Here is a 26,031-nt window from a genome sequence, read left to right on the forward strand (position 1 = left end):
GTTGCGGAATATTTTTGGTGATTGGGGTTATTTATTTAGTGGTTTTTGCGAAGTAAGGGAGCGTCAATCTCGGCATCAGTATACCGCCTGAGATTGATGCTTTTTCTTTTCGGATAATCTATAAGAAAAAAGGAATATGACATGAAAATTAACCAATTTATAAGCGAAGCATTATCCTGCTCAAGGCGAGAAACAGACCGCCTTATTAAAGCGGACCTCGTGGCAATTAACGGTGAAGTGTGTAAGCACGGTACGATTGTTACAGAGAATGATATTGTAATGATTGATGGCAAAACGATTGAAAAAGAGGACAAAGAAAAAATCTACATTGCCTTCCATAAACCAGTTGGCATTACTTGTACAGCTGCGGATCATATTGACGGGAATATCATCGAGTATATCAATCATCCCGAAAGAATCTTTCCAGTTGGCCGCTTAGATAAAGCGTCGGAAGGATTGATTTTGTTAACGAATGATGGAAGGATTGCCAATCAAATTTTACACGGAGATTATGAGCATGAAAAAGAATATATTGTAACGGTCGATAAGCCATTTACAGATTGGTTTATTGACGGAATGTCCCGTGGCGTGAAGATTAAAGATGGAATAACGAAGCAGTGTAAAGTGACACGAGTAAATAGTTCTACATTTCGAATTATTTTAACGCAAGGAATGAACAGACAAATTCGTCGAATGAGCCGTGCTTTTGGATATACAGTAACAAAACTGAAGCGCGTACGAATTATGAATATTAAGCTTGATGGATTAGAGGCTGGAGAGTGGCGGAATGTCACAGTGCAAGAGTTACAGGAATTATTGAAGCAGTTATAGTTGTTTTTCTGTGTTTATTTTTAAAAAAATAAAACTATTGATTTTTTTAAAAATAGCCCATATAATAAAAAACAACAATATTCGACAATATATTTTATAAAAGTAATGATGAGGACACGAGTTATTTTTTACGATTCTCAGAGAGGGGAGCCTTAGGCTGTGAGCTTCCTAATACGAAAAGATACACTTACCACCTCTAAACTTCAAGAGTGAACGGCATGATGCATTGTAATTCTTGACGGATAAAACCGTTATCAATTTACACGAGCTATAAAATGAGTTTATTTCGTTATACATTCATTTTATTAGAATAAGGGTGGAACCACGATTTCAACACTCGTCCCTTTGTTAGGGACGAGTGTTTTTTGCGTTCTTTTATAGGGGAAGTAGGATTGAAAGAGGAAATGTAACGAGTTTTTATTTCTGAATATTTTGTCTATTTATTGATTTTTAGGAGGTAAATGAAAATGAAATCATCTTTAAAGTTATCTGAGATGTTTGCAATAAGTTTAATGTTATTTGCACTATTCTTCGGCGCAGGTAATATGATTTTTCCACCAGCGTTAGGACAAGGTGCTGGAACAGATGTATGGATTGCGTTGTTTGGTTTTATCATTACAGGGGTAGGACTTCCTTTACTAGGGGTTATTGTCATTGCTTTAAAAGGAGATATCAATGAATTAGCAGGTCGCGTGCATCCGTTATTTGCACTTGTTTTTACAGTTGCGATTTATTTATGTTTAGGTGTATTTGTCAGCGTTCCGCGTACAGGAACGGTTGCTTATGAGATGGGAGTCGCTCCATTTTTATCAAGTTCAGTAGCGAGCCAAGCATATCCACTTGTTATCTTTACATTCATTTTCTTTGCAGTTACTTTCTATTTAGCATTAAACCCTTCAAAATTAGTAGGGCGCATCGGAAAAGTATTAACACCAATTTTATTAGCTGTCATTGCAATTATTGTTATTAAAGCACTTATTACACCAATTGGAGAGTTCGGTGCACCGACAGAAACATACAAAGATCCACTGTTTAAAGGATTTATTGATGGATATTTAACATTAGACGGATTAGCAGCACTTGTTTTCGGAAATGTGGTTATCAATGCTTTAAAAGGAAAAGGGATTACAAATAAGAAAAGTATTGCGAAAGTAACAATCTTTGCAGGAATTATTGCAGCACTTGGCTTACTTATCGTTTACTTAGCACTCGCTTACCTTGGGGCTTCTAGTGTATCGCTTGGAATGGGAGAAAACGGCGGTGTTATTTTAACAAACGTTGTTCATCATTTATTTGGAAATTACGGCACACTACTACTTGGGGTAGCAATTGCGGCTGCATGTTTAACAACTTCTGTTGGGATTGTCGCAGCTTGTGGAGATTTTTTCTCAGCACTACTACCAAAGCTGTCTTATCAAAAAGTTGTTTTTATCTTCTGCGTGTTAGCATTTATGGTAGCAAACCTAGGTTTAACACAATTAAATGCATTAGCATTACCAATCTTAATAGCAATCTATCCAATTGGAATCGTATTAATCATATTATCGCTAATTGAAAATTACCTTCGTATCCCGTTGGCAATGTATGTGGGTGGTATTATAGGAGCATTTGTTATTAGCTTTTTCGATGGATTAAATAATGCACACATTCAAATTGCAGCATTAGCGCCGATTTTAGAAAAAGTTCCGTTTTATAGTGTAGGGATTGGATGGTTAATTCCAGGAATGATCGGTATGTTTGTTGGGTATGTTGTTTCGGCTTTTCAGAAGCGAGAAGTTGTTGTAGGGAAATAAGGTAAAGAGGCTTTCTTTGAAAGAAAGTCTCTTTTTTTTGTAGAAAAGCTTACATATATAGAAAGTGAGATGTTGGGAAATGTACCCCGCATTACTGCCTGTAAAAGCCCGATTGGTGAGGGCCAATAATCAGTGGGGGATGAAGAAAATCCCCACCGATTAAAGTTTCACTTTATCTAAATCTATTGTTCATTGACGAAGGAGTTTTCAAGCTAAAAAAGACTGTCATTTTATTAATCCTTGTTTGTAACACCTATTCAGTTTCACCCACATAATATAATATCGTCGTTCAATAAAGTTTGAGGAGGAATACACCTTATGAATAAAAAGCCAATTGTTCTCCATGATGAGCCTTTTGTAGCCCAGTATGAACAAATAATTACACCAGCAGAATGCCAAGAGTTAATCGAACTATCTAAAAAGCACATCCAACCCGCACAAGCCTATGGACATACAGGGGAACGGAAATCAGATTTTACTTGGCTTCCACACTATTCACATGGACTTGTTAGTCAAGTATCTGAACTTATTGCTACTGCTATGCCCTTGCCGCTTAATCACGCTGAGCCATTACAAGCAGCGAGATATGAAGTTGGGGGGAAATTTGATGCTCATATTGATTGTTATGGTACCTGGCACGAAGATGGGAGGAACCGAGTTGAACAAGGGGGACAACGACTTTATACAGCTATTCTTTATTTGAATACAGTTAATGCAGGTGGAGAAACTTTTTTTCCCTCTCTGAATCTTACAGTTACTCCAAGCGAAGGGAAATTATTAGTTTTTGAAAATTGTAAAAGAGGGACAAATGAACCACATCCCCTTTCATTGCATGAAGGTTGTGCGGTACATGAAGGAGAAAAATGGATTGCTACATTATGGTTTCGTGAAAAACCACAATATTAAAAATCTATTATTTGGTTTTTGAGAGAAATGAAAGTTTTTGTTTATTCTTGTTTATGTACAGGGTTTTTCCGTTGGACAGTGCTCTAAGACTGATCTTTAGATAAGAGTCTCATCTTTTACATCGTATAAAGTGAAACTTTAATCAGTAGGGATTTTCTTCATCCTCCACTGATTATTGGCCCTCACCAATCGGGCTTTTACGGGCAGTTGATCTCCCACCTAACTTCTTTGCTTTTGCCGAATTTTGAGATGGGAGTCTTACTGCCCGCAAATAGCGGGATAAATATATAACAGTCGTTCTAGGCAACGAGCTGGTTGTACTCGCAAAGCAATAATATGGTATAGTGAAACGAGGCTGTTTTTTCAGTCTCGTTTTTTAAATGCTTCCTATAGAATAGAAAGCATTCAAATGGAAAGGAAGACATTACATGCGATCAGAAGTAACTGTAAAGATAAAACCGAAATTTATAAAAGAAATTAAAAGTGGCTATCCACTTATTTTAAAAGATGCAATTCAAAACTTAAATGATATACGTGAAGAGGGGGCAATCATCAAAATTGTTGATGAGAAGAACCAATTTCTTGGTAAAGGATATTACGGAAAGCAAAATAAAGGATATGGCTGGATTTTAACAAGAAAAGAGCAGGAGCACATTGACCAAGCTTTCTTTGAAAGAAAAATCAAATCAGCGTTACATAAGAGAAAAGGTTTTTACAAATCGAATGACACGACTGCATTCCGCGCTGTAAATGGTGAAGGTGATGGCCTTGGTGGTTTAATCATCGATTATTACGATGGCTATTATGTAATTAGCTGGTATAGTGAAGGGATTTATTCTTTTAAAGATGAAATCATTGGGGCTCTTCAAAAAGTAGCAAACTTTAAAGGAATCTACCAGAAGAAGCGTTTTGATACAAAAGGAAAGTATATGGAAGACGATGATTTTGTTGCTGGAGAGCGCGGCGAGTTCCCAATCATCGTGAAAGAGAACGGTGTAAACTTTGCCGTGTATTTAAATGATGGTGCGATGGTTGGCGTATTCTTAGATCAGCGTAACGTTCGAAAACAAATTCGTGACACATACGCGAAAGGTAAAACAGTGTTAAATATGTTCTCTTATACAGGTGCTTTCTCTGTATTCGCAGCGCTTGGCGGAGCGACAAAAACAACAAGTGTTGATCTTGCGAATCGTAGTTTAAGTAAAACAATTGAACAATTTAGCGTGAACGGCATTGACTATGAAGCACAAGATATTATTGTAGAAGACGTTTTCCATTACTTTAAATACGCAGCGAAGAAACAGATGAAGTTTGACATGGTTGTATTAGATCCACCAAGCTTTGCACGGTCTAAAAAATATACATTTAGTGCAGCAAAAGACTATAAAAACCTATTAAAAGAAACAATCTCCATTACAGAAAACAACGGTATTATCGTTGCTTCTACAAACTGCAGTACATTTGATATGAAAAAATTTAAAGGCTTTATTGATACAGCGTTCAAAGAAATGAATGGCAAATATAAAATATTAGAAGAATATTCTTTGCCAGAAGATTTCCGTACGATTGACCAATTTAAAGAAGGCGACTATTTAAAGGTTGTTTTTATTGAAAAAATTAAAGGATAATTAAAATATATCAACATTTTGACAAAGGATATCGATTTACAGATAAAAAACGATATAAGAAAAGGAGCTCAATTTCAAAATGAGCTCCTTTTCCTATTGAACAATATGCTGCACTCTGCCAACTTGTCCGTCTTGTAAGCGCACTTTAATACCGTGCGGATGAGACGGTGAGTTTGTCAAAATATCTTTTACAATCCCTCTAGTGAGTGTACCAGTACGTTGGTCTTTTTTTAAGACAATATCAACTTCAAGACCTGGTGAAATGTTAGCTCGTTTTTGCCCGTTCATTTACACACCTGTACGTCTACGTTGGTTGTTCGTTTTCTTCGTTTGTTGGTTTTGTAGTTTTTTCGTTGCTTGACTTTGATTTGCAGTATTTGCTCCGTTTCCATTTCCTTGCTTTTTCTTTGCAAGTTGTTCGCGCATTAAATCAGCTAAGCTTACTTTTTTATTTTCTGACATGGTAAAACTCCTTTATATTAGGTTAATTGTAAACAATGGTTGTGAGTTCCATCATAACATTGTTATGAAAAGAAATGAAGTCGGATTGAATTTTCATATAATTCTTTTCACCTTTATTGACTTCAGTTACAATTAAATTGTTAATGTTTGTAAAAAAGGGGGTAGAAGCATGTCACATCATATTTTGTTAGTGGAAGATGATAGCTCTATTCAAGAAATGGTCGAGAAATATTTAACTAAAGAGGGCTTTCAAATAACAATTGCATCTGATGGAGAAGAAGGAGTTCTCACATTTCTAAAAGGCTCATTTGATTTAATCATTCTCGATATCATGATGCCAAAGCTAGACGGATTAGAAGTTGTGAGAATCATTCGCGAAAAAAGTGCTGTGCCGATTTTAATGATGTCCGCAAAAGATACGGATGTGGATAAGGCGGTCGGTTTAGGACTTGGAGCAGATGACTACATCTGTAAACCATTTTCTATGATTGAACTGGCAGCTCGGGTAAAGGCAAGCATTCGAAGATCTACAAAGTATTCAGCCACGGAGCAGAAAGAAGAAACGATTGAGATTGGTGATTTAAAAATTGATCTGATTAATTTCACTGTGCAAAAAAAAGAAAAACAGCTAAAATTGACTTTGAAAGAATTTGAGATTTTAAAACTATTTGTGAAGAATCAAAATCGTGTATTTACAAAAGCACAAATCTATAACCTGATTTGGAATGAAGAATATTATGGTGATGATAACGTGATTAATGTTCACATGAGACGGTTGCGTGAAAAGATTGAAGATGATCCTTCTAATCCAGAATATATTAAAACATTATGGGGCATTGGCTATAAGTTGGAAGTGATGTAGTATGATCTCTCTTTTAACGATCGTTATCTTCATATTATTAGGTGTTATTTATTTTCAATATAGAATACAGAAAAGTAAAAGTGCAAATGTACGCTATACATATGAAAAGTTACAGGATATTGTAAAGCAGCAAACAGGTGAGAAATTATTAGTTGTGACGGATGATAAAGAACTGCAAAAATTATTAGTAGCAATTAATCATTTATTAGATGCGAAACAAAAAACGAATGCTGATCATGCGAAGGTTGAAATTTCGATGAGAAAGATGCTTTCTAACATTTCACATGACTTAAAAACACCGCTCACTGTTATTCTTGGGTATACAGAAATGTTAAATGTGGATAAAACGATAAGTGAAGAAGAACGACAAGTATTGCTAGAAAAGGTACATTTGAAAACTTTGGAAGTAATGGAACTTATTCATAAATTTTTTGATTTGGCGAAATTAGAATCTGGAGATAAAGCAGTCGAAATGACAAAGGTGAATATGAATGAAGTATGCCGAGAAAAGATTTTAACGTTTTATGATTTAGTAACGACCAAAGGATTTGAGGTGCATATTGATATACCGGAGAAAAATGTATATGCACTTGGAAATACAGAAGTATTAGGTAGGGTGTTGAATAATTTAATATCCAATGCAATTGCGTATGGATATGATGGGAAAACACTTGGTATTACATTAAGAGATGATGATAGGTGCGTGTATGTTGATGTGTGGGACTGTGGTAAAGGAATTGATGAATCGCATATTGATAAAGTATTTGAACGCATGTATACGTTAGAAGATTCAAGGAACCGATTGTATCAAGGCAGCGGTCTTGGGCTTACGATTACAAAACGACTTGTGGAAGCGTTAGGAGGAGAAATTCATCTTTCTAGTACGCCATATAAGAAAACGGTATTTACAATTGTACTGAAAAAAATAGAGTTTTAGCTTGTAGAAAAGAGTATTCTACAAGCTTTTTTTTGAACGTAAGGAATTTGTAAGGAATGGGTAAGAAAAAAGAGATTTTCATTGTCTATGATATAAAGTGAAACTTCCATCAGTGGGGAGGCTTTATCCCCCACTGATGGTTAGTTGAACCAATCGGGCATTTACGGGCAGTTTTATCTTCCTTCGAGTTAGGGGAATCTTACTGCCCGTTAATGCGGGGGAAGTATGAAGTGGAAGCGAAAGGGGAAAATGATATGTCCTATGTATTAAAAACAAATCAGTTAACAAAAGTATTTGAGGGGAAAGAAGTAATTTCTGGGGTTAATATGCATGTGAAAAAAGGGGAGATCTACGGTTTTTTAGGGCCAAACGGTGCTGGTAAAACAACGATTATGAAGATGATTACAAATTTAATAAAACCAACGAGTGGGGATATTGAAATTTTCGGTGAGAAATTAACAGATACATCTTATGATGTGTTAAAACGTATGGGAACAATTATTGAATACCCTATTTTTTATGACAAGTTAACAGCTAAGGAAAATTTATATCTTCATTGCGAATATATGGGTTACTACGACAAGAAGGGGATCCAGCATGCATTAGACCTTGTCAATTTACACAACGTGGAGAATAAAAAGGTAAAAGATTTTTCATTAGGGATGAAACAAAGGTTAGGAATTGCCAGAGCGATTCTGACAAAGCCAGAGCTATTAATTTTAGATGAACCAATTAATGGTTTAGATCCAATTGGGATTAGAGAATTGCGTGATCTATTTAAAATGCTTTGTAAAGAATATGGAATTACTTTATTAGTATCTAGTCATATTTTAGGTGAAATGGAGCAAATGGCAGATACAATAGGGGTTATTCAAAATGGGAAATTGATAAAAGAAGTTTCAATGAACAGTATTAATGGTAAGCAAACGGAGTATATTGAAATTCACGTTCAAGATGTAAAACGAGCAGCGTATGTTTTAGAAAACAAACTACGTATAACAAATTACAAAATTCTGAGTGAGAATATCATTCGCGTGTACGAAATGACAGAGACGCAACAAGCGATTTCTAAAGCGCTCATCATGAATGACGTAGAAATTGAAAGTATAAACAAAAAGCATAGTTCATTAGAAGAATATTTCTTGAATCTCGTGAATGGAGAGGGGATCCATGCTTAATTTAATGAGACTTGAGCTTATGAAATTTAAGTTGTGGCCGGTTATTAGAGGCGCACTCATCGCAATTTGTATTCTTTCTATATGTATTCCGTTGATATTATGGGATGAAGCAGGAGTAAATGGATATAATCAAACGTTTGCAATAATTGAAACATTTTCACGAGGAGTGTTTATGATTTTCGGAGCAAGTCTAATTGCGAGATTTATTATTCAAGAGTTTCAAGAAAAGACGATGACAGTGATGTTTATGTATCCAATCAATCGTAAAAAGATGATGTTTGCAAAAATGTTTATTATCATTTGTTTTACTCTTTGCTTTATTATGATTTCAGATCTTGTCATTTTTGGCGTTGTTTATATATTCAATTTGTATCATCCAGTCATTACGGGATCATTAACCGTATCAATCTTACTCCAAAATGCATTAAAGCTATTCATGAATGCATTAGCAGCAACGGGAATTAGTTTAATCCCAATATACTTTGGAATGAGAAAATATTCTGTGCGTACAACGTTTGTATCAGCGATAGTGATTGTAGCTATGTTAAATTCAGGTAGGGGGACTGAAAGTACATTGTTCGATTTTGTTGCTATTCCCATTATATTAGCTTGTATTGGTTTGTTGATTGCCTATATGGCAATAAGAAAGATTGAACAGGTAGATTTGTTTAAATAGGGCGAGTTTAAAGAATAGGAAATAGAAGATAGAAACGAAAAAGTATAACCCATTAGAAACATATTTTTAAAATCTAATGATTAGAGGAGAACAACATGCTTAAACTTATGAAACTAGAATGGAAAAAACATCGCTTATCTCGTTATTTTAAAGGAGTAGCAATTTGCATTGTAGCAATTTTCGTTGCTGTCGGTCTTATGGCATGGGGTTCTAGAGCTGAGAGTGAGCAAATGTTTCTAGATTATGCAGGATTTATGTCTTTAACAAATATTTTTATTAGAACAACATTTATGATTTTTTCAGCTGTCATTTTATCACGTTTAGTAATTGATGAATACAAAAGTAAAACGATGCAATTATTGTTTACCTATCCGTTACAACGAAAAAAACTCATGCAAGCGAAGTTAGCAATTGTTTTTGGGTTTTGTTTTTGCAGCATAATCATTGCTACTTTTATCATCAATATGTTAATTTTCTTCTTAAATCCAATAATAGGATTCTTTGAAACACCTGTTAGTGTAGGTGAAATCATTGCTACAGTTCCAGCTACTTTTATTAGCGCATTTATGATGGCTGGAGTAAGTCTCATTCCTTTATATTTTGGCATGAGAAAAAAATCAACTCCTACAACGATTACCTCGTCTATATTAATAGGATTATTGATTAACTCCACTGTTTCTAATGGGGGAGGACAGCTTAGTTTGTTTGACTTCATTATAGTACCGATTGTGCTCTGTCTATTAGGTCTTGCAATTGGCTACCTTTCTTATCATAAAGTGGATAAAATAGATGTGGCTTAAATAAAAATACAATCTTGAATGAGATGTGGGCTTAAAATGAACTGGGGAATAAAACATGAAGAAAACGATATTAGCTTCTATTTTAACAATTGTAGTTGCAGGAGTAGTTTTTAGTCTCAAGGAAGTAGGGACAAAGAGTTTTGAAAAAGAAAATTTTTTTTGCAGTAGATAGTGTAGAAGAAATAGAAATAAATAACGAAAATTGGGATGTTGCGTTCAAAAGTGCGGAATCAAGCAAAGTAACAATCGCAGTTGAGGGAAAACAGGAAGATAAGAAGAATGATCCTGTAACAATGAAAAAGGATGGAAAGAAAATTGTAGTGAATCAGAAAGAGCGAAAGGAAGGTTTTGCGGGAGGATTCAGTTTTGGAAAGAAAGGCACTATATATATCAAATAATAATTAGAAGAGGTGAATATATCATGCAGAAAAAACCAACTCGTTCCGTCATTGACGTATTTGCTATGCTGTTTTTTTACTGTACGACGGGACTATTAAGCGTTATTGTTGTTCCAGTTTTGGCAACGATTGCGTACGGTTTCGGTTTTTGCACTGTACTTATATTTATTGCAGGTATTATTCGTTCCCTTGGAGCTACATGGGTACAAATGGATATCGGACCTGGTTTATCAATCCCTCAGGAGTGGAGCATGGTTTTGGCTCTGGGCATAGGTGGAATCGTGGGAAGTATCGCCTATTTTAGTTGGAAGTATCTCCGTATTTATTTGAATTTTCTATCTAGAAGTTATCGTAAAGTATTACCAGTGAATAAACAATAAAATCGAGCAGGAGGATTTATTTAATAAAACATATGAACTAGGGAGGGAAATAACATGCTGCAACTAATAAAGCTAGAAATAAAGAAAAGTAAGCTCGGCTGGTATATAAAAGGTGCGATTATCGCAAATATAGTGATGGTTGCGATGTTGTTTTTTGTAAGCTATGTGTCACAAATTGAAGGGGATGTAGAATTAGGAAACCCTCAAGGTATTCTTTTAATGGCGAGTGCAATGGTAAGAGGGACGTTTATTGTCTTTGCAGGAGTATTAATTGCGAAATTAGTAATTGAAGAATATAAAAATAAAACAATATTGCTCATGTTTTCGTATCCGATTAATCGAAAAAAAATCATTGCAAGTAAGTTATTAATTACCGCAATACTAACATTCATAACAATCTTATTATCTAACATTTTTATAGTAGGTGTCTTCTTTACAGTAAATAGCTATATTTTAGTTATTCCGAATACAATAACGATAGATGAGTTGATTCAAGAAGGTATAAAAGTGGTTCCTTTTGCCGTTGCAGCTGCAGGAGCAGGTATAATCCCATTATATTTTGGTATGCGTAAATATTCTGTTCCAACAACGATTGTTTCTTCCTTAATTGTTGTGATGATTGCATGTCAAAGCCAGCCAGAGTTTTCATTAGCAACTTTTCTGCCACTTCAATTAGCGCTTGCGGCTATTGGCATTATGATTGCTTATTATGGAATCAGAAATATTGAGAAAGAGGATATGCTATAACGTTTCACATGAAACAAGTTACATAAAAAAGACAAGGTGCTGAATCACCTTGTCTTTTTTATGTCATTACATTTTCGGAGCATCCATCCCCGCGGCAGTCCATTCTTCCTTAGTGGGCCCATAAATACCTGGAACCTTTAATCCAGCTTGGCGCATTAAAACAGTCATTTGACCGCGGTGATGGTTTTGATGGTTAATGAGAGTCATTAAAAATATAGAATTCGGCATTGGGCGTCCAAAAAAATCGTTGATTGTTGTTAAATCTTTATCGGTCCACTGCGTTTGAATTGCTTCAACAAAAGCTGTGTTTACTTTACGGTAATTTTCTGCAATCGTCTTTGTGGAAGTTGGAACAGGATAATCTTTTGTTTCCCCCTCAAACTGTAAACCTGTCCCTGACAACATTACTGGAATCGCGGTGACGATATGCCAAGCAACTCTACCTAAAGTCCAATGACCAGGTGCAATCTCTTGAGTCAACGATTCATCTGTTAATGCATCCAATACCTTTTGCGTAGAATCAGCCTCGTATTTCCACGTTTTTAGAAAGCCTTCAATTGTTTGATACATGCTATCCCTCCTATGGTTACATTCATATGGTAAATTCGTGAAAGGAGGAGGTTTTTCCTTTCATGAATTAGTTATATTGTTAACATAAGATGAAAGCATCCAAAACGGGGGAATTTAAAGTATTGAGTGTAAAAGAACCAGCATATTTTAAAACGTGGATTACGAAAATATTAATTAATAAGTGTAACGATATGGTACGGAAAAATAAAGTTTTATATGTGGGAGATTACGGAGAAGTGGGTAGTGGGCACGCAGTAAAAGAAAATATGGAACAAAAGCTAGAATTTGAAAATATGCTTAGTCATTTAAGTTTAGAGTATCGACTCGTGATTGTACTCTACTATGTGAATAAATTCAAAACAAAGGAAATTGCGGAGATTTTAAATGAAAAAGGAGGAACTATAAAATCAAGACAAAAGATATAAGCCGAAAGAGAAAAAAGTTGTATGTAATAACTATTAGAATGTACATCTTGGCTCCTCCTATACAATTAGAATAGATGCAAAAGATCTTGTAGGAGGGCTAGTACATATATGAGGTTATAAATGAATAGTTGCGTAAGAGTCAGAATATTATGATTGTAACACGATTATGGCTATAATATAATGAAAATAATCATCATGAATGGACATTCATTTTATTTGTGTAAGAACAGGAAGGAGGAATGGGAATGGAGAAACCTTGGTTACAAAATTATCCAAAGGAAATTCCGCATACAATTTCTAATGATATGCAGCCGCTCCATGTATATTTACAGCAGATGTCTTCTCGGTACCCAGAAAAGAAAGCGCTTCATTTTTTAGGGAAAGATATTACATTTGCAGTGTTAGATCGTAAGGTGAGACAATTTGCAAATTACCTTAAAAGGCTTGGTGTGAAAAAAGGTGACCGAGTTGCGATTATGTTACCAAATTGTCCGCAAGCTGTGATTGGATATTATGGTACGTTACTTGTAGGTGGTATAGTGGTACAAACAAATCCCCTTTATACAGAGAGGGAGTTAGAATATCAGCTCCATGATTCCAGGGCGAAAGTTATTCTTTGTGTTGACCTAGTTTTTCCGAAAGTCACCAATGTTCAATCTGCTACAAAGGTGGAGCACGTTATTGTAACCCGCATTGCTGACTTTTTGCCATTTCCAAAAAATTTACTCTATCCAGTTGTACAAAAGAAGCAAAGCAACCTGGTTGTAACAGTAACGGAAAGTGATACGATTCATGTTTGGAGATCGGTAGAAAAAGAAAGTGATGAAATGGTAGAAGTGCCGTGTGATCCTGAAAATGATTTAGCACTCTTACAATATACTGGAGGTACGACAGGTTTTCCGAAAGGAGTTATGTTAACACACAAAAACCTTGTATCGAATACACTAATGGGTGTGCATTGGCTATATAACTGTACAGAGGGAGAGGAAGTCATTCTCGGTGTTCTTCCATTTTTTCATGTGTATGGAATGACTGCTGTAATGAATTTGGCTATTATGCAAGGATATAAAATGGTATTGATTCCGAAGTTTGATATGAAAATGGTGTTTGAAGCGATTAAAAAACATAAAGTTACACTATTTCCAGGAGCTCCAACAATTTATATTGCCCTTTTAAATAGTCCTCTACTTCGGGAATATGATATTTCTTCGATTCGGGCTTGTATTAGTGGCTCTGCCCCACTTCCAGTAGAGGTACAAGAGAAATTTGAAAAGATTACAGGCGGTAAGCTGGTAGAAGGATATGGACTCACAGAATCATCTCCAGTTACACACGGCAATTTTTTATGGGAAAAACGTGTGCCGGGAAGTATTGGTGTTCCGTGGCCAGATACAGATGCACGCATTATGTCACTTGAAACAGGAGAATATTTGCCACCCGGTGAGATTGGTGAAATTGTAGTGAAGGGCCCGCAAGTGATGAAAGGATACTGGAATAAGCCTGAGGAAACAGCAGCGGTATTACAGGACGGGTGGTTACACACAGGTGATATTGGGTATATGGATGAAGAGGGTTTTTTCTATGTGAAAGATCGCAAGAAAGACATGATTGTTGCCAGCGGATTCAATGTTTATCCGCGCGAAGTGGAAGAAGTATTATATGAGCATGAAAAAGTGCAGGAAGTGGTTACGATTGGTGTTCCAGATCCGTATCGCGGGGAGACTGTGAAAGCTTTTGTTGTGCTAAAAGAAGGAGAAGTTTGTTCTGAAGAAGAGTTAGATCAATTTGCTCGTAAATATTTGGCTGCTTATAAAGTCCCAAAAGTATATGAGTTTCGGAGCGAGTTACCAAAAACAACAGTAGGGAAGATTTTACGCCGTGTCCTTATAGATGAAGAACAGAAGAAGAAAGAGGATGAGAAGACGGGCTAAAGGCCCTTTCTTTTTGAAAATATAGGATATAGGATTGACATTTTTTTAAATAGTCAGTATTATATGAAATATGAATGACCACTCATTCAGTCATCTTCTTGAAGGGGACAGTAAAGTGAAAAAAAATCGACCAAAATATAACCAAATTATTGATGCTGCGGTTATTGTAATTGCAGAAAATGGATACCATCAAGCGCAAGTTTCTAAAATTGCAAAGCAAGCTGGTGTTGCTGATGGAACTATTTATTTATATTTTAAAAATAAAGAAGATATATTAATATCCTTATTCCAAGAGAAGATGGGAGAATTTATAGAAAAAATTCGCCAAAAAACAGCAGGAATTGAAAGCGCTGTAGCGAAGTTATTTATGTTGGTAGAAACGCACTTCTTGCTGTTGTCACAAAATGATCCTCTTGCTATTGTCACGCAACTAGAGCTTCGTCAATCCAACCAAGAGTTACGCCTCAAAATAAATGAAGTATTAAAAGGATACTTACAAGTTATCGATGAGATTTTGGAAACGGGTATAAGACAAGGAGAATTCCAAGCGGATTTAAATGTTCGCGTAGCAAGACAAATGATCTTCGGAACAGTAGATGAAGTTGTGACCAATTGGGTAATGAGCGATCATAAATATGATTTGGTCGCACTTTCAAAAACGGTACATGGGCTGCTTATTTCAGCTTGTGGTTATCGTCAATAATGGGAGGGATCATGTTGAAATTCCTATCTGTAACAGTAGAAGACCATATTGCGGTGGCAACGTTAAATCATCCGCCAGCTAATGCGATGTCTTCACAAGTTATGCATGACGTTACTGAGCTAATTGATCAAGTCGAAAAGGATGAAAATATCCGCGTTGTTGTTCTTCATGGTGAAGGCCGCTTCTTTTCAGCAGGAGCAGATATTAAAGAGTTTACTTCTGTTGAGGAAGCGAAACAGGCAACAGAGTTGGCACAGCTTGGACAAGTTACGTTTGAGCGTGTCGAAAAGTGCTCAAAACCAATCATTGCGGCAATTCATGGAGCGGCACTTGGCGGTGGCCTTGAATTCGCTATGTCTTGCCACATGCGCTTTGCAACTGAAAGTGCAAAGCTTGGTTTACCAGAGCTAACGCTTGGACTTATTCCTGGCTTTGCAGGTACACAGCGTTTGCCACGCTATGTTGGTAAAGCGAAGGCTTGTGAAATGATGCTAACAAGTACACCAATTACAGGTGCACAGGCATTAGAATGGGGACTTGTTAACGGCGTGTTCCCAGAAGAAACACTTTTAGAAGAGACTCTCAAAATCGCAAAACAAATTGCTGGCAAAAGCCCAGCGACAACTCGTGCTGTGTTAGAGCTATTACAAACAACAAAATCATCTCATTATTATGAAGGTGTACAGCGTGAGGCACAAATATTTGGTGAAGTGTTTACGGGTGAAGATGGAAGAGAAGGTGTAGCGGCATTTTTAGAAAAACGCAAACCTTCATTTAGTGGTAGGTAGTTCAAATTATTTTTTTAATATAAATTACCAGAATATTAAAATTGATAGAATCTTTCTGAAAAACAAGGGGGTAAATGGAATGAACATCTACGTACTCATGAAACGAACATTTGATACAGAAGAAAAAATCGTAATTAAAAACGGTGCAATTTATGATGGCGAAGCGGAATTCATCATCAACCCTTACGATGAATATGCGATTGAAGAAGCAATTCAAGTAAGAGATGCACAAGGCGGTGAAATTACGGTTGTAACAGTTGGCGGAGAAGATAGTGAAAAAGAACTTCGCACTGCGCTAGCGATGGGCTGTGATAAAGCGGTATTAATCAATATTGAAGATGATGTTGAGAATGGTGACCAATTTACAACAGCGAAAGTGCTTGCTGAATATTTAAAAGATAAAGAAGTAGATTTAATTTTAGGTGGAAACGTAGCGATTGATGGTGCGTCTGGACAAGTTGGACCACGCGTAGCAGAAGCGCTAAATATTCCATATGTAACAACAATTACGAAGCTTGAAATTAATGGCACAAGCGTGAAAATTGAGCGCGATGTCGAAGGTGATACTGAAGTGATTGAAACATCACTACCACTTTTAGCAACAGCACAACAAGGTTTAAATGAACCGCGTTATCCATCGCTTCCAGGTATTATGAAAGCGAAGAAAAAACCGCTTGAAGAACTAGAATTAGATGATTTAGATTTAGAGGAAGATGATGTGGAAGCAAAAACAAAAACAATCGAAATCTATTTACCTCCTAAGAAAGATGCAGGAAAAGTGTTACAAGGCGAGCTGCAAGATCAAGTAAAAGAACTTGTATCGTTGCTCCATACAGAAGCGAAAGTAATCTAATAAAATACGAAATTATATATGCAGGAGGGAAAATCTATGGCTCGTAAAGTATTAGTAATGGGTGAAGTTCGTGACGGATCACTACGTAACGTTTCTTTTGAAGCAGTAGCAGCAGCGAAAACAATCGCAGAAGGCGGTGAAGTGGTTGGCCTTCTAGTTGGAGAGAGCGTTGCATCTTTTGCAAATGAATTGATTCATTACGGTGCAGATCGCGTTGTGACAGTTGAAAATGATAAATTAAAATCATATACATCCGATGGTTATGCACAAGCATTTTTAGCTGTGTATGGTGAAGAGAAGCCAGAAGGTATTGTCTTTGGACATACAGCACTCGGTAAAGATTTATCACCAAAGTTAGCTGCTAAGCTTGAAGCTGGCCTTGTTTCTGATGTAACTGCATTAGAAGTTACAGGTGGAAATGTTGTCTTCACACGTCCAATTTATTCTGGTAAAGCGTTTGAGAAGAAGGTTGTAACAGATGGTATTCTATTTGCGACAGTTCGTCCAAATAACATTACGCCACTTGAAAAAGATGAAGCGCGTACAGGTGATGTATCTTCTATTACAGTTGATGTAAAAGATTTACGTACAATTATTCAAGATGTTGTGCGTAAAACAGCAGAAGGTGTAGATCTTTCAGAAGCGAAAGTTATTATTGCTGGTGGACGCGGAGTGAAAAGTGAAGACGGTTTTAAACCGTTAAAAGAATTAGCAGATGTATTAGGTGGTGCTGTTGGTGCATCACGTGGTGCTTGTGACGCAGAGTATTGCGATTACTCATTACAAATTGGACAAACAGGTAAAGTTGTTACGCCAGACTTATATATTGCATGCGGTATTTCTGGCGCAATTCAGCATTTAGCTGGTATGTCTAACTCAAAAGTAATCGTTGCAATTAATAAAGATCCAGAAGCAAGTATTTTCAAAGTAGCTGATTATGGTATTGTTGGCGACTTATTTGAAGTGGTTCCTTTATTAACAGAAGAGTTTAAAAAGTTAAAAGTACATTCTTAATTTGAGTGACCCTTGAGTTCCAAGTGAAATACCCCTATATATAGAAAAACGAGAGGTCCCCTGCCTCTCGTTTTTTAGCATATACCATAGATTTTTTGTATAGTATAAAGGTACATTTTTTTGTTACAATACATAACGATACATAATATTCGCCACGTATATAACTTAATGATATACTTTTGGTAGAATATACTTGAAGGAGGAAACAAAATGGCAATTGTAAACGCAACTGACCAAAACTTCGCAGCTGAAACAAGCGAAGGTATTGTATTATTAGATTTCTGGGCACCATGGTGTGGGCCTTGTAAAATGATCGCTCCTGTATTAGAGGAAATCGATGCAGAATTAGGCGAAAAAGTAAAAGTAGTAAAAGTAGACGTTGATGAAAACCAAGAAACTGCTCGCAGTTTTGAAGTAATGAGCATTCCATCTCTTTTCGTATTAAAAGATGGTAAAGTGGTTGACCAAGCGTTAGGATACAAACCAAAAGAAGCGTTAGTAGAATTAGTTTCTAAACACTTCTAAAAACAAAAAAGACTGCCATGAGGTAGCTTTTTTGTTTTAAGTCTCTGTTAGATGATAATAATACAATTAGTAAGGGATGAAGAACCCCACCAATTAAAGTTTCACTTTACCCCTCATTAATGGGTATTAAGACTTCACTTCAAAATTCAGTGAAAGCAAAGAAGTTAGGTGGGGATCAGCTGCCCGTAAAAGTCTGATTGGTGAGGGCTGATAATCAGCGAGGGATAAAGCCCACCACTGATTAAAATTTCACGTTATGGTTTGTGTAATAAGGAGAATAAATTTAATTATTCAAAGCATCTTTGGCGCATTTCTTTTAAAAAGGTTTCAGTGATTTTAAATCCAGAACCCTCTCCTATAATAGAGTCAATACCACAATAGGGGCAAACTGCTGTATCATCATCCCACCATTCATTAATTTTACTTGGGATGAAAATTTCTAAATAATAAAAACAACCACACATAGTGTCTTTTTTAAGTAAATTCTATTATGAGAACAGAAACGGTGTGCTTCTTCAAAATATTTCTCCATTGTATCCTCCTTTTTACGCATTTCTTTGATGTTTTATTTGAAAGCTTCTTTTGGATATTTCATGCACGAATTGTTTATATAATACATCATGATCAAAGGTTAAAAAACAAAATCAAAAATTCTATTTTGTTAGTTTAACATGAAAATTAATAGTACAATTCTATGTGAAAAGAAGAAAATATGTATAATGTTTTCATTTTTTTGTTCTTTCCGTTACAATAAAAGAACGTATGTTGGGTGTTTTGGAATAATAATGATAAATATGTAGAAACGGGGGTTTGCGAGTGCACGAGCATTTAAAAGAAAAATTATCAATTTTACCAGATCAACCAGGCTGTTACTTAATGAAAGATAAGCAAGGAACGGTTATATATGTCGGGAAGGCAAAGGTGTTAAAAAATCGTGTGCGCTCGTATTTTACTGGTTCACATGATGGGAAGACACTCCGTCTTGTCGGAGAAATTGTTGATTTTGAATATATTGTTACCTCCTCGAATCTAGAGGCACTTATTTTAGAATTAAATTTAATCAAAAAATATGATCCAAAATATAATATCCAATTAAAAGATGATAAAACATATCCATTTATTAAAATTACAGCTGAAAAACAGCCACGTTTGCTCATTACGAGAAATGTAAAAAAGGATAAAGGGAAGTATTTTGGTCCGTATCCAAATGCGCAATCAGCTCATGAAACAAAAAAACTATTAGATCGCATGTATCCGCTTCGGAAATGTACAAATATACCAGATAAAGTTTGTTTATATTATCATATGGGACAATGCTTAGCACCTTGTGTACAAGAGGTAACGGATGAACAGAATCAAGAAATTGTAGATGGAATTGTTAAGTTTTTGAATGGTGGACATAAAGAAGTTCGTTCAGAATTAGAAGCGAAAATGTATGAAGCATCGGAAAAATTAGAGTTTGAACGTGCAAAAGAATTACGTGATCAAATTTCTCATATAGATGCGATTATGGAAAAGCAGAAGATGATTATGAGCGACTTAGTTGACCGCGATGTGTTTGGTTATGCGGTGGATAAAGGCTGGATGTGCGTGCAAGTTTTCTTTGTCCGAAAAGGTAAGTTAATCGAGCGCGATGTTTCTATGTTCCCAATTTATGATGAGCCGGAAGAAGGGTTTTTAACATTTATCGGTCAATTTTATGAACAAAACAATCATTTTAAACCAAAGGAAATTGTAGTGCCAGGCAGTATTGATCCTGAATTAGTAGAGCGTTTTTTAGAAGTGGATGTAACGCAGCCAAAACGAGGAAAGAAAAAAGACCTCGTTGAATTAGCAAACAAGAATGCGAAGATCGCTTTAGGGGAGAAGTTTTATTTAATTGAACGTGATGAAGAGCGAACAATTAAGGCTGTTGAAAATTTAGGTAAGCAGCTTGACATTGAAACACCATATCGTATTGAAGCATTTGATAACTCAAATATTCAAGGGACGAATCCAGTTTCAGCAATGATTGTCTTTATTGATGGAAAACCAGCGAAAAAAGAGTATCGAAAATATAAGATAAAGACAGTTCAAGGGCCAGATGATTATGAATCGATGCGAGAGGTTGTACGCCGGCGGTATACGCGTGCTTTAAAAGAGAATTTGCCACTACCTGATTTAATTGTGATTGATGGCGGGAAAGGACATCTTGCAGCTGCTAGTGATGTGCTTGAAAATGAACTTGGCTTATATATTCCGATGGCTGGACTTGTTAAGGATGATAAACACCGTACATCGCATTTAATGATTGGTGATCCTCCTGATCCTGTTATGCTTGAAAGAAATAGCCAAGAATTTTATTTATTGCAGCGTATTCAAGACGAGGTACACCGATTTGCAATTACATTTCACCGTCAGCTTCACGGGAAATCAGTGATTCAATCTGCTTTAGATGGGATTCCTGGAGTTGGTGAAAAGCGAAAAAAAGTATTGTTAAAACATTTTGGCTCCCTAAAAAAGATGAAAGAAGCTTCTGTGACGGAATTTGTCGAAGCGGGAATGCCGCAAAATGTTGCAGAAACCATTTATTCCTATTTAACAGATAAGAAGACGTTGTAGTTTACAATGTCTTCTATTTTTTGATATAATTTCAGAAGATTAAAAATTATTAAAAATGAATGAATATGCAATATAAATCCATTTTGATTTTTCGACATATAAGCTGTAGCTATGAAAACAAAAACAGTTCTTCACACATTTCCTCCTTTTGTTTACACACGGTAGGGGGAGAAAAAAGGCACTGACCGCTTCTATGCATGGCCGGATACTCTCTCCCACCTAAAAAGAAATGGTTTATGTCGTTTTTTTAATTTGGATTTATATAGAAAAGTCAACTAAACCTATATGTCTAGTTGACTGTTAATGTAGATTCTACACTTCGATAGGATCTTTTACGTCCCATTTCACAAGAAATGTGATAGAATCCGAACGTTTTTTTTGCTCTTCATATGACTCTGCAACAACATTTCGTTGCTTTTGAATTTGTTCTGCAACAAATCCAGTTTCTAATTGGTAAGAAGAATGTCTATTTTGCTTTTGACGCTCTGTAATGAGCGGGCCTGTTAGCTGAAAATGCATTTCACGGCGTTTATGCTCGATGATGTTCAAGCGACCCCAGCCAGCTTTTTCAAAAAAATAAATGACTTCTTCAATCGTCTCTAGCGGATATTTTCGTGCTAGGTTTCTGCCGGCCCAGTATAAGATGTCATCTAATTCTTTACCAATTAGGTCAGGTAGTACTTCTTCCCGCAGCAGTTCATAAGCGAAAGCGTTCAATGAAACATCTTCTAAAGATGCTATATCAATTGTATTTTTGCTCAAAATATTCCCCTCTTTCTATAGGGATTATTATATAACATTTCCCATTTATAAAAACAGCACTTTCTTTAGGAAAATCTAAATATATAGAAAGAAAAAAGGAAGTGGCAAATTATATGCAAATTATGTACAAATTATGTATACGTTTTCTTGACGCTTCGACAAAAATAGGAGTAAAATGAATTTGGTATCAAATTATGCTGAAATATTTCGAATAATTTTTTCAGTTTTTCTTATAGCAATAGTGAAAAAACATTATTGTTATAAACTAATACTGAAAGCAGCAGTTAAACACTCAAGGGGGGTAATGGGGACATGAAAGGCCGCGAGTATACGTTTCGCAAGTGGCACTCATTAATGGGGGTCATTCCGGTTGGTGTCTTTTTGACGCAACATTTAGTAGTAAACAATTTTGCAACAAGAGGGGCAGAGGCTTTTAACAAAGCTGCTCATTTTATGGAGCTCCTTCCATTCCGGTATGCGCTAGAAATTTTCGTCATCTTTTTACCGATACTGTACCATGCTATATATGGATTATATATTGCATTTACAGCTAAGAACAATGCGACATCTTATAGTTATTTCCGTAACTGGATGTTCGTCTTCCAACGAATCTCAGGTGTCGTTACGCTTATTTTCTTATCTTGGCACGTTTGGGAAACACGTATTCAGGCAGCAATGGGTAAGCAGGTAAATTATGACATGATGGCAGATATTTTAAGCAACCCAGTTATGTTTGGTTTCTACTTAGTTGGGGTTGTATCAACAATTTTCCACTTTGCGAATGGATTATGGACATTCTGCATTAGCTGGGGAATTACAGTATCGCCACGTTCACAACGTATCTCTACTTATGTAACATTAGCTATTTTCTTAGGTTTATCTTATGTAGGTGTGAGTGCATTATTAGCGTTCATCGATCCACAGCTAGCAAATCAGTAAGGAGTGGGAGAGCATGAAAGGGAAACTTATAGTAGTCGGTGGTGGCTTAGCCGGCTTAATGGCAACGATTAAGGCAGCAGAAGCAGGAGTAAACGTGGAACTGTTCTCTTTAGTACCAGTAAAACGTTCGCATTCTGTATGTGCACAGGGTGGCATGAACGGTGCTGTAAATACGAAAGGTGAAGGGGATTCTCCATGGATTCACTTTGACGATACAATCTATGGTGGTGACTTCTTAGCGAACCAGCCGCCAGTTAAAGCAATGTGTGAAGCAGCGCCTGGTATTATTCATTTAATGGACCGTATGGGTGTTATGTTTAACCGTACAGAAGAAGGACTTCTTGATTTCCGTCGTTTCGGGGGAACACAACATCACCGTACAGCATTCGCTGGTGCAACAACTGGCCAACAATTATTGTACGCATTAGATGAGCAAGTACGCCGTCATGAAGTAGCAGGACTTGTAACGAAATATGAAGGTTGGGATTTCTTACGTGCTGTTGTGGATGACGAAGGCGTATGTCGCGGAATCGTCGCACAAGACTTACAATCTATGGAGATTAAGAGTTTCCAAGCTGATGCCGTAATTATGGCAACAGGGGGCCCTGGTATCATCTTCGGAAAATCAACAAACTCTATTATTAATACAGGTACAGCAGCATCTGCTGTATATCAACAAGGTGCATATTATGCGAATGGTGAGTTCATTCAAATTCACCCAACAGCAATTCCTGGGGACGATAAGTTACGTCTAATGAGTGAATCTGCACGTGGTGAAGGTGGACGCGTATGGACGTATAAAGACGGTAAGCCATGGTACTTCTTAGAAGAGAAATATCCTGCATATGGAAACCTTGTGCCTCGTGATATCGCAACGCGTGAAATTTTTGACGTGTGTGTCGAGCAAAAACTAGGTATTAACGGTGAAAACATGGTATATCTAGATCTTTCTCATAAAGATCCGAAAGAACTAGATATTAAACTTGGTGGAATTATTGAAATCTATGAAAAGTTCACAGGTGATGATCCTCGTAAACTACCGATGAAAATCTTCCCTGCTGTTCATTATTCAATGGGCGGACTATGGGTTGATTATAAGCAAATGACAAGTATTCCAGGGTTATTTGCAGCAGGTGAGTGTGATTACTCTATGCACGGTGGTAACCGATTAGGTGCTAACTCGTTACTTTCAGCGATTTATGGCGGTATGGTAGCGGGACCAAATGCGATTGAATATATGAAAGGTCTTTCAAAATCATCTGATGCTGTTTCATCTACTTTATACGAGCAAAATGAATTAATCGAAACAGAGAAATTTAACAATATTTTAACGTTAGATGGTAATGAAAATGCATATGTTCTTCATAAAGAGCTTGGAGAATGGATGACGGATAACGTTACAGTAGTTCGTGAAAATAAAAAGTTATTAGAAACAGATGCGAAAATTCAAGAGTTAATGGAACGTTATAAACGCATTAACATTAACGATACAGCAAAATGGAGTAACCAAGGTGCTTCGTTTACACGCCAACTGGCAAATATGTTTGAATTAGCTCGTGTTATTACAATTGGTGCGTATAACCGTAATGAAAGCCGCGGTGCGCATTATAAACCAGAATTCCCAAATCGTGATGATGCGAACTTCTTAAAAACTACAATGGCGAAGTTTGAAGGAGAAGGAAATGCACCGGCATTCCATTACGAAGACGTTGATGTTTCATTAATCAAACCACGTAAACGTGATTATTCTTCAAAACATGATGTAGCTGCTAAGGGTGAAGAGAAGGGGGATAAACAACATGTCTGAGAAAACAATCCGCCTCATCATTACGAGACAAGATGGACCAGATGCACAATCGTTTGATCAGGAATTTGAAATTCCATATCGCCCAAATATGAATATTATTTCGGCTCTTATGGAAATTCGTCGTAATCCTGTTGATGCAAAAGGAAATCATACGACTCCGGTTGCATGGGATATGAACTGTTTAGAAGAAGTATGTGGTGCTTGTTCTATGGTAATTAACGGTAAACCACGTCAATCATGTACAGCTCTTATCGATAAATTAGAACAACCAGTTCGTATAAAACCGATGAAGACATTCCCAGTAGTACGTGATTTACAAGTTGATCGTAGTCGTATGTTTGATGCTTTGAAACGTGTTAAGGCTTGGGTTCCAATCGATGGTACGTATGATTTAGGACCAGGACCAAGAATGCCAGAGAAAAAGCGTCAATGGGCATATGAACTTTCAAAATGTATGACATGTGGTGTTTGCTTAGAATCATGTCCGAACGTAAACAGTAAATCTGACTTTATCGGACCAGCGCCGCTTTCACAAGCACGTTTATTTAACTCACATCCAACTGGTGAAATGCATAAAGCAGAGCGCTTACGTGCAATTATGGGTGATGGTGGCCTTGCGAACTGTGGTAACTCGCAAAACTGCGTACAATCATGTCCAAAAGGTATCCCGTTAACAACTTCAATTGCAGCATTAAACCGTGATACAACAATTCAGTCGTTTAAAGATTTCTTTGGTAGCGACAATAACTATTAATTTATATTGCCTCTTCGAATCGAAGAGGCAATATTTATATAAATACAAATGGAAAAACCGAGATGAAATTCTTCTTTTTGGGAGAGAGGATCCGATCATGCATAGAAACGGTAGCCCTATTCTGAGTGAAAACAAAGGGAGAAAATGAGTGTAGGTCACCTGTTGTTTTCCATAGCCGCGACTGATAGGTTGGAAAATCAAAATGGATATATGGTTTTTTATCGTTTTAATTTTTTGTTTATTCCGAAAGTTGTTGTGTGACTTATGAGAATGAGAGAAAAAGGAGAGAAAAACATGAAGAAGATTTCCTATATTGAAAACCTTGCTAGCTGGGAAAAAGATTTTTCATTTTACATTCCTGTGAAAGTTCGTTTTTGTGAAACAGATATGTTTGGACACATGAATAATGGTGTTGCTTTTACATATTTTGAAGAAGCACGTATTGAATTTTTTAAAGAGCTTGGTTTTATGCAAGAATGGACACATGAAGCGTCAGAAACAATGATTGTTGTTGCTGACTTACAATGTGATTTTTTAAAACAAATTTTCTTCGATGAACATTTAAAGGTATATGTAAAAGCTGAAACAATTGGGAATTCTTCTTTGGATTTACACTATATGGTGAAAAATGAAGCGGGAGAAGTTTGTTTAGTAGGGCGCGGGGCAATGGTGCAAGCCTCAAAGAAAACGGGAAAAGGGGCACCTTGGCCCCAAGAATGGAAGCAAAAGCTACTGCAATAATGAATGCAAAAAAANANAGA

General features: G+C 36.4%; 28 protein-coding genes, 1 pseudogene and 1 other annotated feature. Of the genes and pseudogenes, 24 read left to right on the top strand and 5 right to left on the bottom strand.

What is annotated here, in order from left to right:
* The first annotated feature begins 141 nt into the window (after positions 1-141).
* The 4 genes from BPMYX0001_RS20070 (at position 142) to BPMYX0001_RS20085 (ending at position 5,158) form a co-directional block, all read left to right on the top strand.
* Positions 142-831 (top strand): 23S rRNA pseudouridine(2604) synthase RluF, encoded by a 690-nt coding sequence (locus BPMYX0001_RS20070; RefSeq protein ID WP_033799150.1) that lies wholly within the window; start codon positions 142-144, stop codon positions 829-831.
* A gap of 96 nt (positions 832-927) precedes the next feature.
* Positions 928-1,179 (top strand) — a binding site (T-box leader).
* A gap of 119 nt (positions 1,180-1,298) precedes the next feature.
* Entirely contained in the window at positions 1,299-2,624 is a 1,326-nt protein-coding gene (gene brnQ6 / locus BPMYX0001_RS20075) for a branched-chain amino acid transport system II carrier protein BrnQ6 (protein WP_018781641.1), read from the top strand.
* A 318-nt stretch (positions 2,625-2,942) separates the two neighbouring features.
* Positions 2,943-3,530 (top strand): prolyl hydroxylase family protein, encoded by a 588-nt coding sequence (locus tag BPMYX0001_RS20080; RefSeq protein WP_006096209.1) that lies wholly within the window; start codon positions 2,943-2,945, stop codon positions 3,528-3,530.
* Positions 3,531-3,958: 428 nt separating this feature from the next.
* Positions 3,959-5,158: a class I SAM-dependent rRNA methyltransferase gene (locus BPMYX0001_RS20085; RefSeq protein ID WP_006096210.1), complete on the top strand. Its 1,200-nt coding sequence runs from the start codon at positions 3,959-3,961 to the stop codon at positions 5,156-5,158.
* Positions 5,159-5,251: 93 nt separating this feature from the next.
* On the opposite strand, the gene BPMYX0001_RS20090 is transcribed toward BPMYX0001_RS20085, so the two are convergent.
* Both BPMYX0001_RS20090 and BPMYX0001_RS33255 read right to left on the bottom strand, forming a co-directional pair.
* A complete protein-coding gene (locus BPMYX0001_RS20090) occupies positions 5,252-5,446 on the bottom strand; it encodes a YwbE family protein (protein ID WP_006096211.1) in 195 nt (64 codons plus the stop codon).
* On the bottom strand, positions 5,447-5,620 hold the full coding sequence (locus tag BPMYX0001_RS33255) for a hypothetical protein (protein ID WP_006096212.1): 174 nt from the start codon (positions 5,618-5,620) through the stop codon (positions 5,447-5,449).
* A gap of 169 nt (positions 5,621-5,789) precedes the next feature.
* Between BPMYX0001_RS33255 and BPMYX0001_RS20095 the strand changes: the two genes are divergently transcribed.
* From BPMYX0001_RS20095 to BPMYX0001_RS20130, 8 genes are all read left to right on the top strand, one after another.
* Positions 5,790-6,482, top strand: a complete 693-nt coding sequence (locus BPMYX0001_RS20095; RefSeq protein WP_003200910.1) for a response regulator transcription factor — start codon at positions 5,790-5,792, stop codon at positions 6,480-6,482.
* 1 nt (position 6,483) lies between these two features.
* Complete coding sequence (locus BPMYX0001_RS20100; protein WP_006096213.1) at positions 6,484-7,419, top strand: sensor histidine kinase; 936 nt, start codon at positions 6,484-6,486, stop codon at positions 7,417-7,419.
* Between the two features lie 254 nt (positions 7,420-7,673).
* Positions 7,674-8,597, top strand: coding sequence for an ABC transporter ATP-binding protein (locus BPMYX0001_RS20105; protein WP_026008453.1), 924 nt, complete (start codon positions 7,674-7,676; stop codon positions 8,595-8,597).
* Complete coding sequence (locus tag BPMYX0001_RS20110; RefSeq protein ID WP_033799151.1) at positions 8,590-9,273, top strand: ABC transporter permease; 684 nt, start codon at positions 8,590-8,592, stop codon at positions 9,271-9,273. Before BPMYX0001_RS20105 ends, BPMYX0001_RS20110 begins: the two co-directional genes overlap by 8 nt.
* Before the next feature lie 95 nt (positions 9,274-9,368).
* Positions 9,369-10,073, top strand: a complete 705-nt coding sequence (locus tag BPMYX0001_RS20115; RefSeq protein ID WP_033797318.1) for an ABC transporter permease — start codon at positions 9,369-9,371, stop codon at positions 10,071-10,073.
* A gap of 140 nt (positions 10,074-10,213) precedes the next feature.
* On the top strand, positions 10,214-10,471 hold the full coding sequence (locus tag BPMYX0001_RS29595; RefSeq protein WP_006096215.1) for a DUF4097 family beta strand repeat-containing protein: 258 nt from the start codon (positions 10,214-10,216) through the stop codon (positions 10,469-10,471).
* A gap of 23 nt (positions 10,472-10,494) precedes the next feature.
* Entirely contained in the window at positions 10,495-10,851 is a 357-nt protein-coding gene (locus tag BPMYX0001_RS20125) for a hypothetical protein (RefSeq protein ID WP_006096216.1), read from the top strand.
* A 54-nt stretch (positions 10,852-10,905) separates the two neighbouring features.
* A complete protein-coding gene (locus BPMYX0001_RS20130) occupies positions 10,906-11,598 on the top strand; it encodes an ABC transporter permease (RefSeq protein WP_003200921.1) in 693 nt (230 codons plus the stop codon).
* 66 nt (positions 11,599-11,664) lie between these two features.
* On the opposite strand, the gene BPMYX0001_RS20135 is transcribed toward BPMYX0001_RS20130, so the two are convergent.
* Positions 11,665-12,168 (bottom strand): DinB family protein, encoded by a 504-nt coding sequence (locus tag BPMYX0001_RS20135; RefSeq protein ID WP_006096217.1) that lies wholly within the window; start codon positions 12,166-12,168, stop codon positions 11,665-11,667.
* 122 nt (positions 12,169-12,290) lie between these two features.
* On the opposite strand from BPMYX0001_RS20135, the gene BPMYX0001_RS20140 reads away from it, so the two are divergent.
* The 7 genes from BPMYX0001_RS20140 to trxA all read left to right on the top strand — a co-directional run bounded on the left by BPMYX0001_RS20140 (position 12,291) and on the right by trxA (position 18,407).
* The gene (locus BPMYX0001_RS20140; protein WP_240516940.1) at positions 12,291-12,593 is read left to right on the top strand and encodes an RNA polymerase sigma factor; all 303 of its coding nucleotides are present in this window, start codon (positions 12,291-12,293) and stop codon (positions 12,591-12,593) included.
* 245 nt (positions 12,594-12,838) lie between these two features.
* Positions 12,839-14,524 (top strand): long-chain-fatty-acid--CoA ligase, encoded by a 1,686-nt coding sequence (locus BPMYX0001_RS20145; RefSeq protein ID WP_033799152.1) that lies wholly within the window; start codon positions 12,839-12,841, stop codon positions 14,522-14,524.
* Between the two features lie 115 nt (positions 14,525-14,639).
* A complete protein-coding gene (locus BPMYX0001_RS20150) occupies positions 14,640-15,227 on the top strand; it encodes a TetR/AcrR family transcriptional regulator (RefSeq protein ID WP_018764425.1) in 588 nt (195 codons plus the stop codon).
* An 11-nt stretch (positions 15,228-15,238) separates the two neighbouring features.
* Complete coding sequence (locus tag BPMYX0001_RS20155) at positions 15,239-16,015, top strand: enoyl-CoA hydratase (RefSeq protein ID WP_026008452.1); 777 nt, start codon at positions 15,239-15,241, stop codon at positions 16,013-16,015.
* A gap of 79 nt (positions 16,016-16,094) precedes the next feature.
* The gene (gene etfB, locus BPMYX0001_RS20160) at positions 16,095-16,868 is read left to right on the top strand and encodes an electron transfer flavoprotein subunit beta (RefSeq protein WP_018764423.1); all 774 of its coding nucleotides are present in this window, start codon (positions 16,095-16,097) and stop codon (positions 16,866-16,868) included.
* Positions 16,869-16,904: 36 nt separating this feature from the next.
* Entirely contained in the window at positions 16,905-17,882 is a 978-nt protein-coding gene (gene etfA / locus BPMYX0001_RS20165; RefSeq protein WP_018764422.1) for an electron transfer flavoprotein subunit alpha, read from the top strand.
* A gap of 210 nt (positions 17,883-18,092) precedes the next feature.
* The gene (gene trxA / locus BPMYX0001_RS20170) at positions 18,093-18,407 is read left to right on the top strand and encodes a thioredoxin (protein ID WP_003200692.1); all 315 of its coding nucleotides are present in this window, start codon (positions 18,093-18,095) and stop codon (positions 18,405-18,407) included.
* Between the two features lie 287 nt (positions 18,408-18,694).
* On the opposite strand, the pseudogene BPMYX0001_RS34145 reads toward trxA, so the two are convergent.
* Positions 18,695-18,939, bottom strand: a pseudogene (locus BPMYX0001_RS34145) (cytoplasmic protein).
* A gap of 284 nt (positions 18,940-19,223) precedes the next feature.
* Between BPMYX0001_RS34145 and uvrC the strand changes: the two are divergent.
* Positions 19,224-21,008, top strand: a complete 1,785-nt coding sequence (gene uvrC / locus BPMYX0001_RS20180; protein ID WP_006096223.1) for an excinuclease ABC subunit C — start codon at positions 19,224-19,226, stop codon at positions 21,006-21,008.
* Between the two features lie 312 nt (positions 21,009-21,320).
* On the opposite strand, the gene BPMYX0001_RS20185 is transcribed toward uvrC, so the two are convergent.
* A complete protein-coding gene (locus BPMYX0001_RS20185; RefSeq protein ID WP_006096224.1) occupies positions 21,321-21,770 on the bottom strand; it encodes a YslB family protein in 450 nt (149 codons plus the stop codon).
* Positions 21,771-22,082: 312 nt separating this feature from the next.
* Between BPMYX0001_RS20185 and BPMYX0001_RS20190 the strand changes: the two genes are divergently transcribed.
* From BPMYX0001_RS20190 to BPMYX0001_RS20205, 4 genes are all read left to right on the top strand, one after another.
* A complete protein-coding gene (locus BPMYX0001_RS20190) occupies positions 22,083-22,709 on the top strand; it encodes a succinate dehydrogenase cytochrome b558 subunit (protein WP_003200710.1) in 627 nt (208 codons plus the stop codon).
* Between the two features lie 13 nt (positions 22,710-22,722).
* Complete coding sequence (sdhA, locus tag BPMYX0001_RS20195) at positions 22,723-24,516, top strand: succinate dehydrogenase flavoprotein subunit (protein WP_003200712.1); 1,794 nt, start codon at positions 22,723-22,725, stop codon at positions 24,514-24,516.
* Positions 24,509-25,270 carry a succinate dehydrogenase iron-sulfur subunit gene (gene sdhB, locus BPMYX0001_RS20200; protein ID WP_016116528.1) on the top strand — a complete coding sequence of 254 codons (762 nt, stop codon included), beginning with the start codon at positions 24,509-24,511 and terminating at the stop codon, positions 25,268-25,270. The genes sdhA and sdhB overlap by 8 nt, the downstream gene beginning before the upstream one ends.
* Before the next feature lie 294 nt (positions 25,271-25,564).
* Positions 25,565-26,011 (top strand): acyl-CoA thioesterase, encoded by a 447-nt coding sequence (locus BPMYX0001_RS20205; protein WP_018781661.1) that lies wholly within the window; start codon positions 25,565-25,567, stop codon positions 26,009-26,011.
* Positions 26,012-26,031 lie beyond the last annotated feature (20 nt).

This window comes from Bacillus pseudomycoides DSM 12442, from assembly GCF_000161455.1.
GTDB classification, from domain to species: domain Bacteria; phylum Bacillota; class Bacilli; order Bacillales; family Bacillaceae_G; genus Bacillus_A; species Bacillus_A pseudomycoides.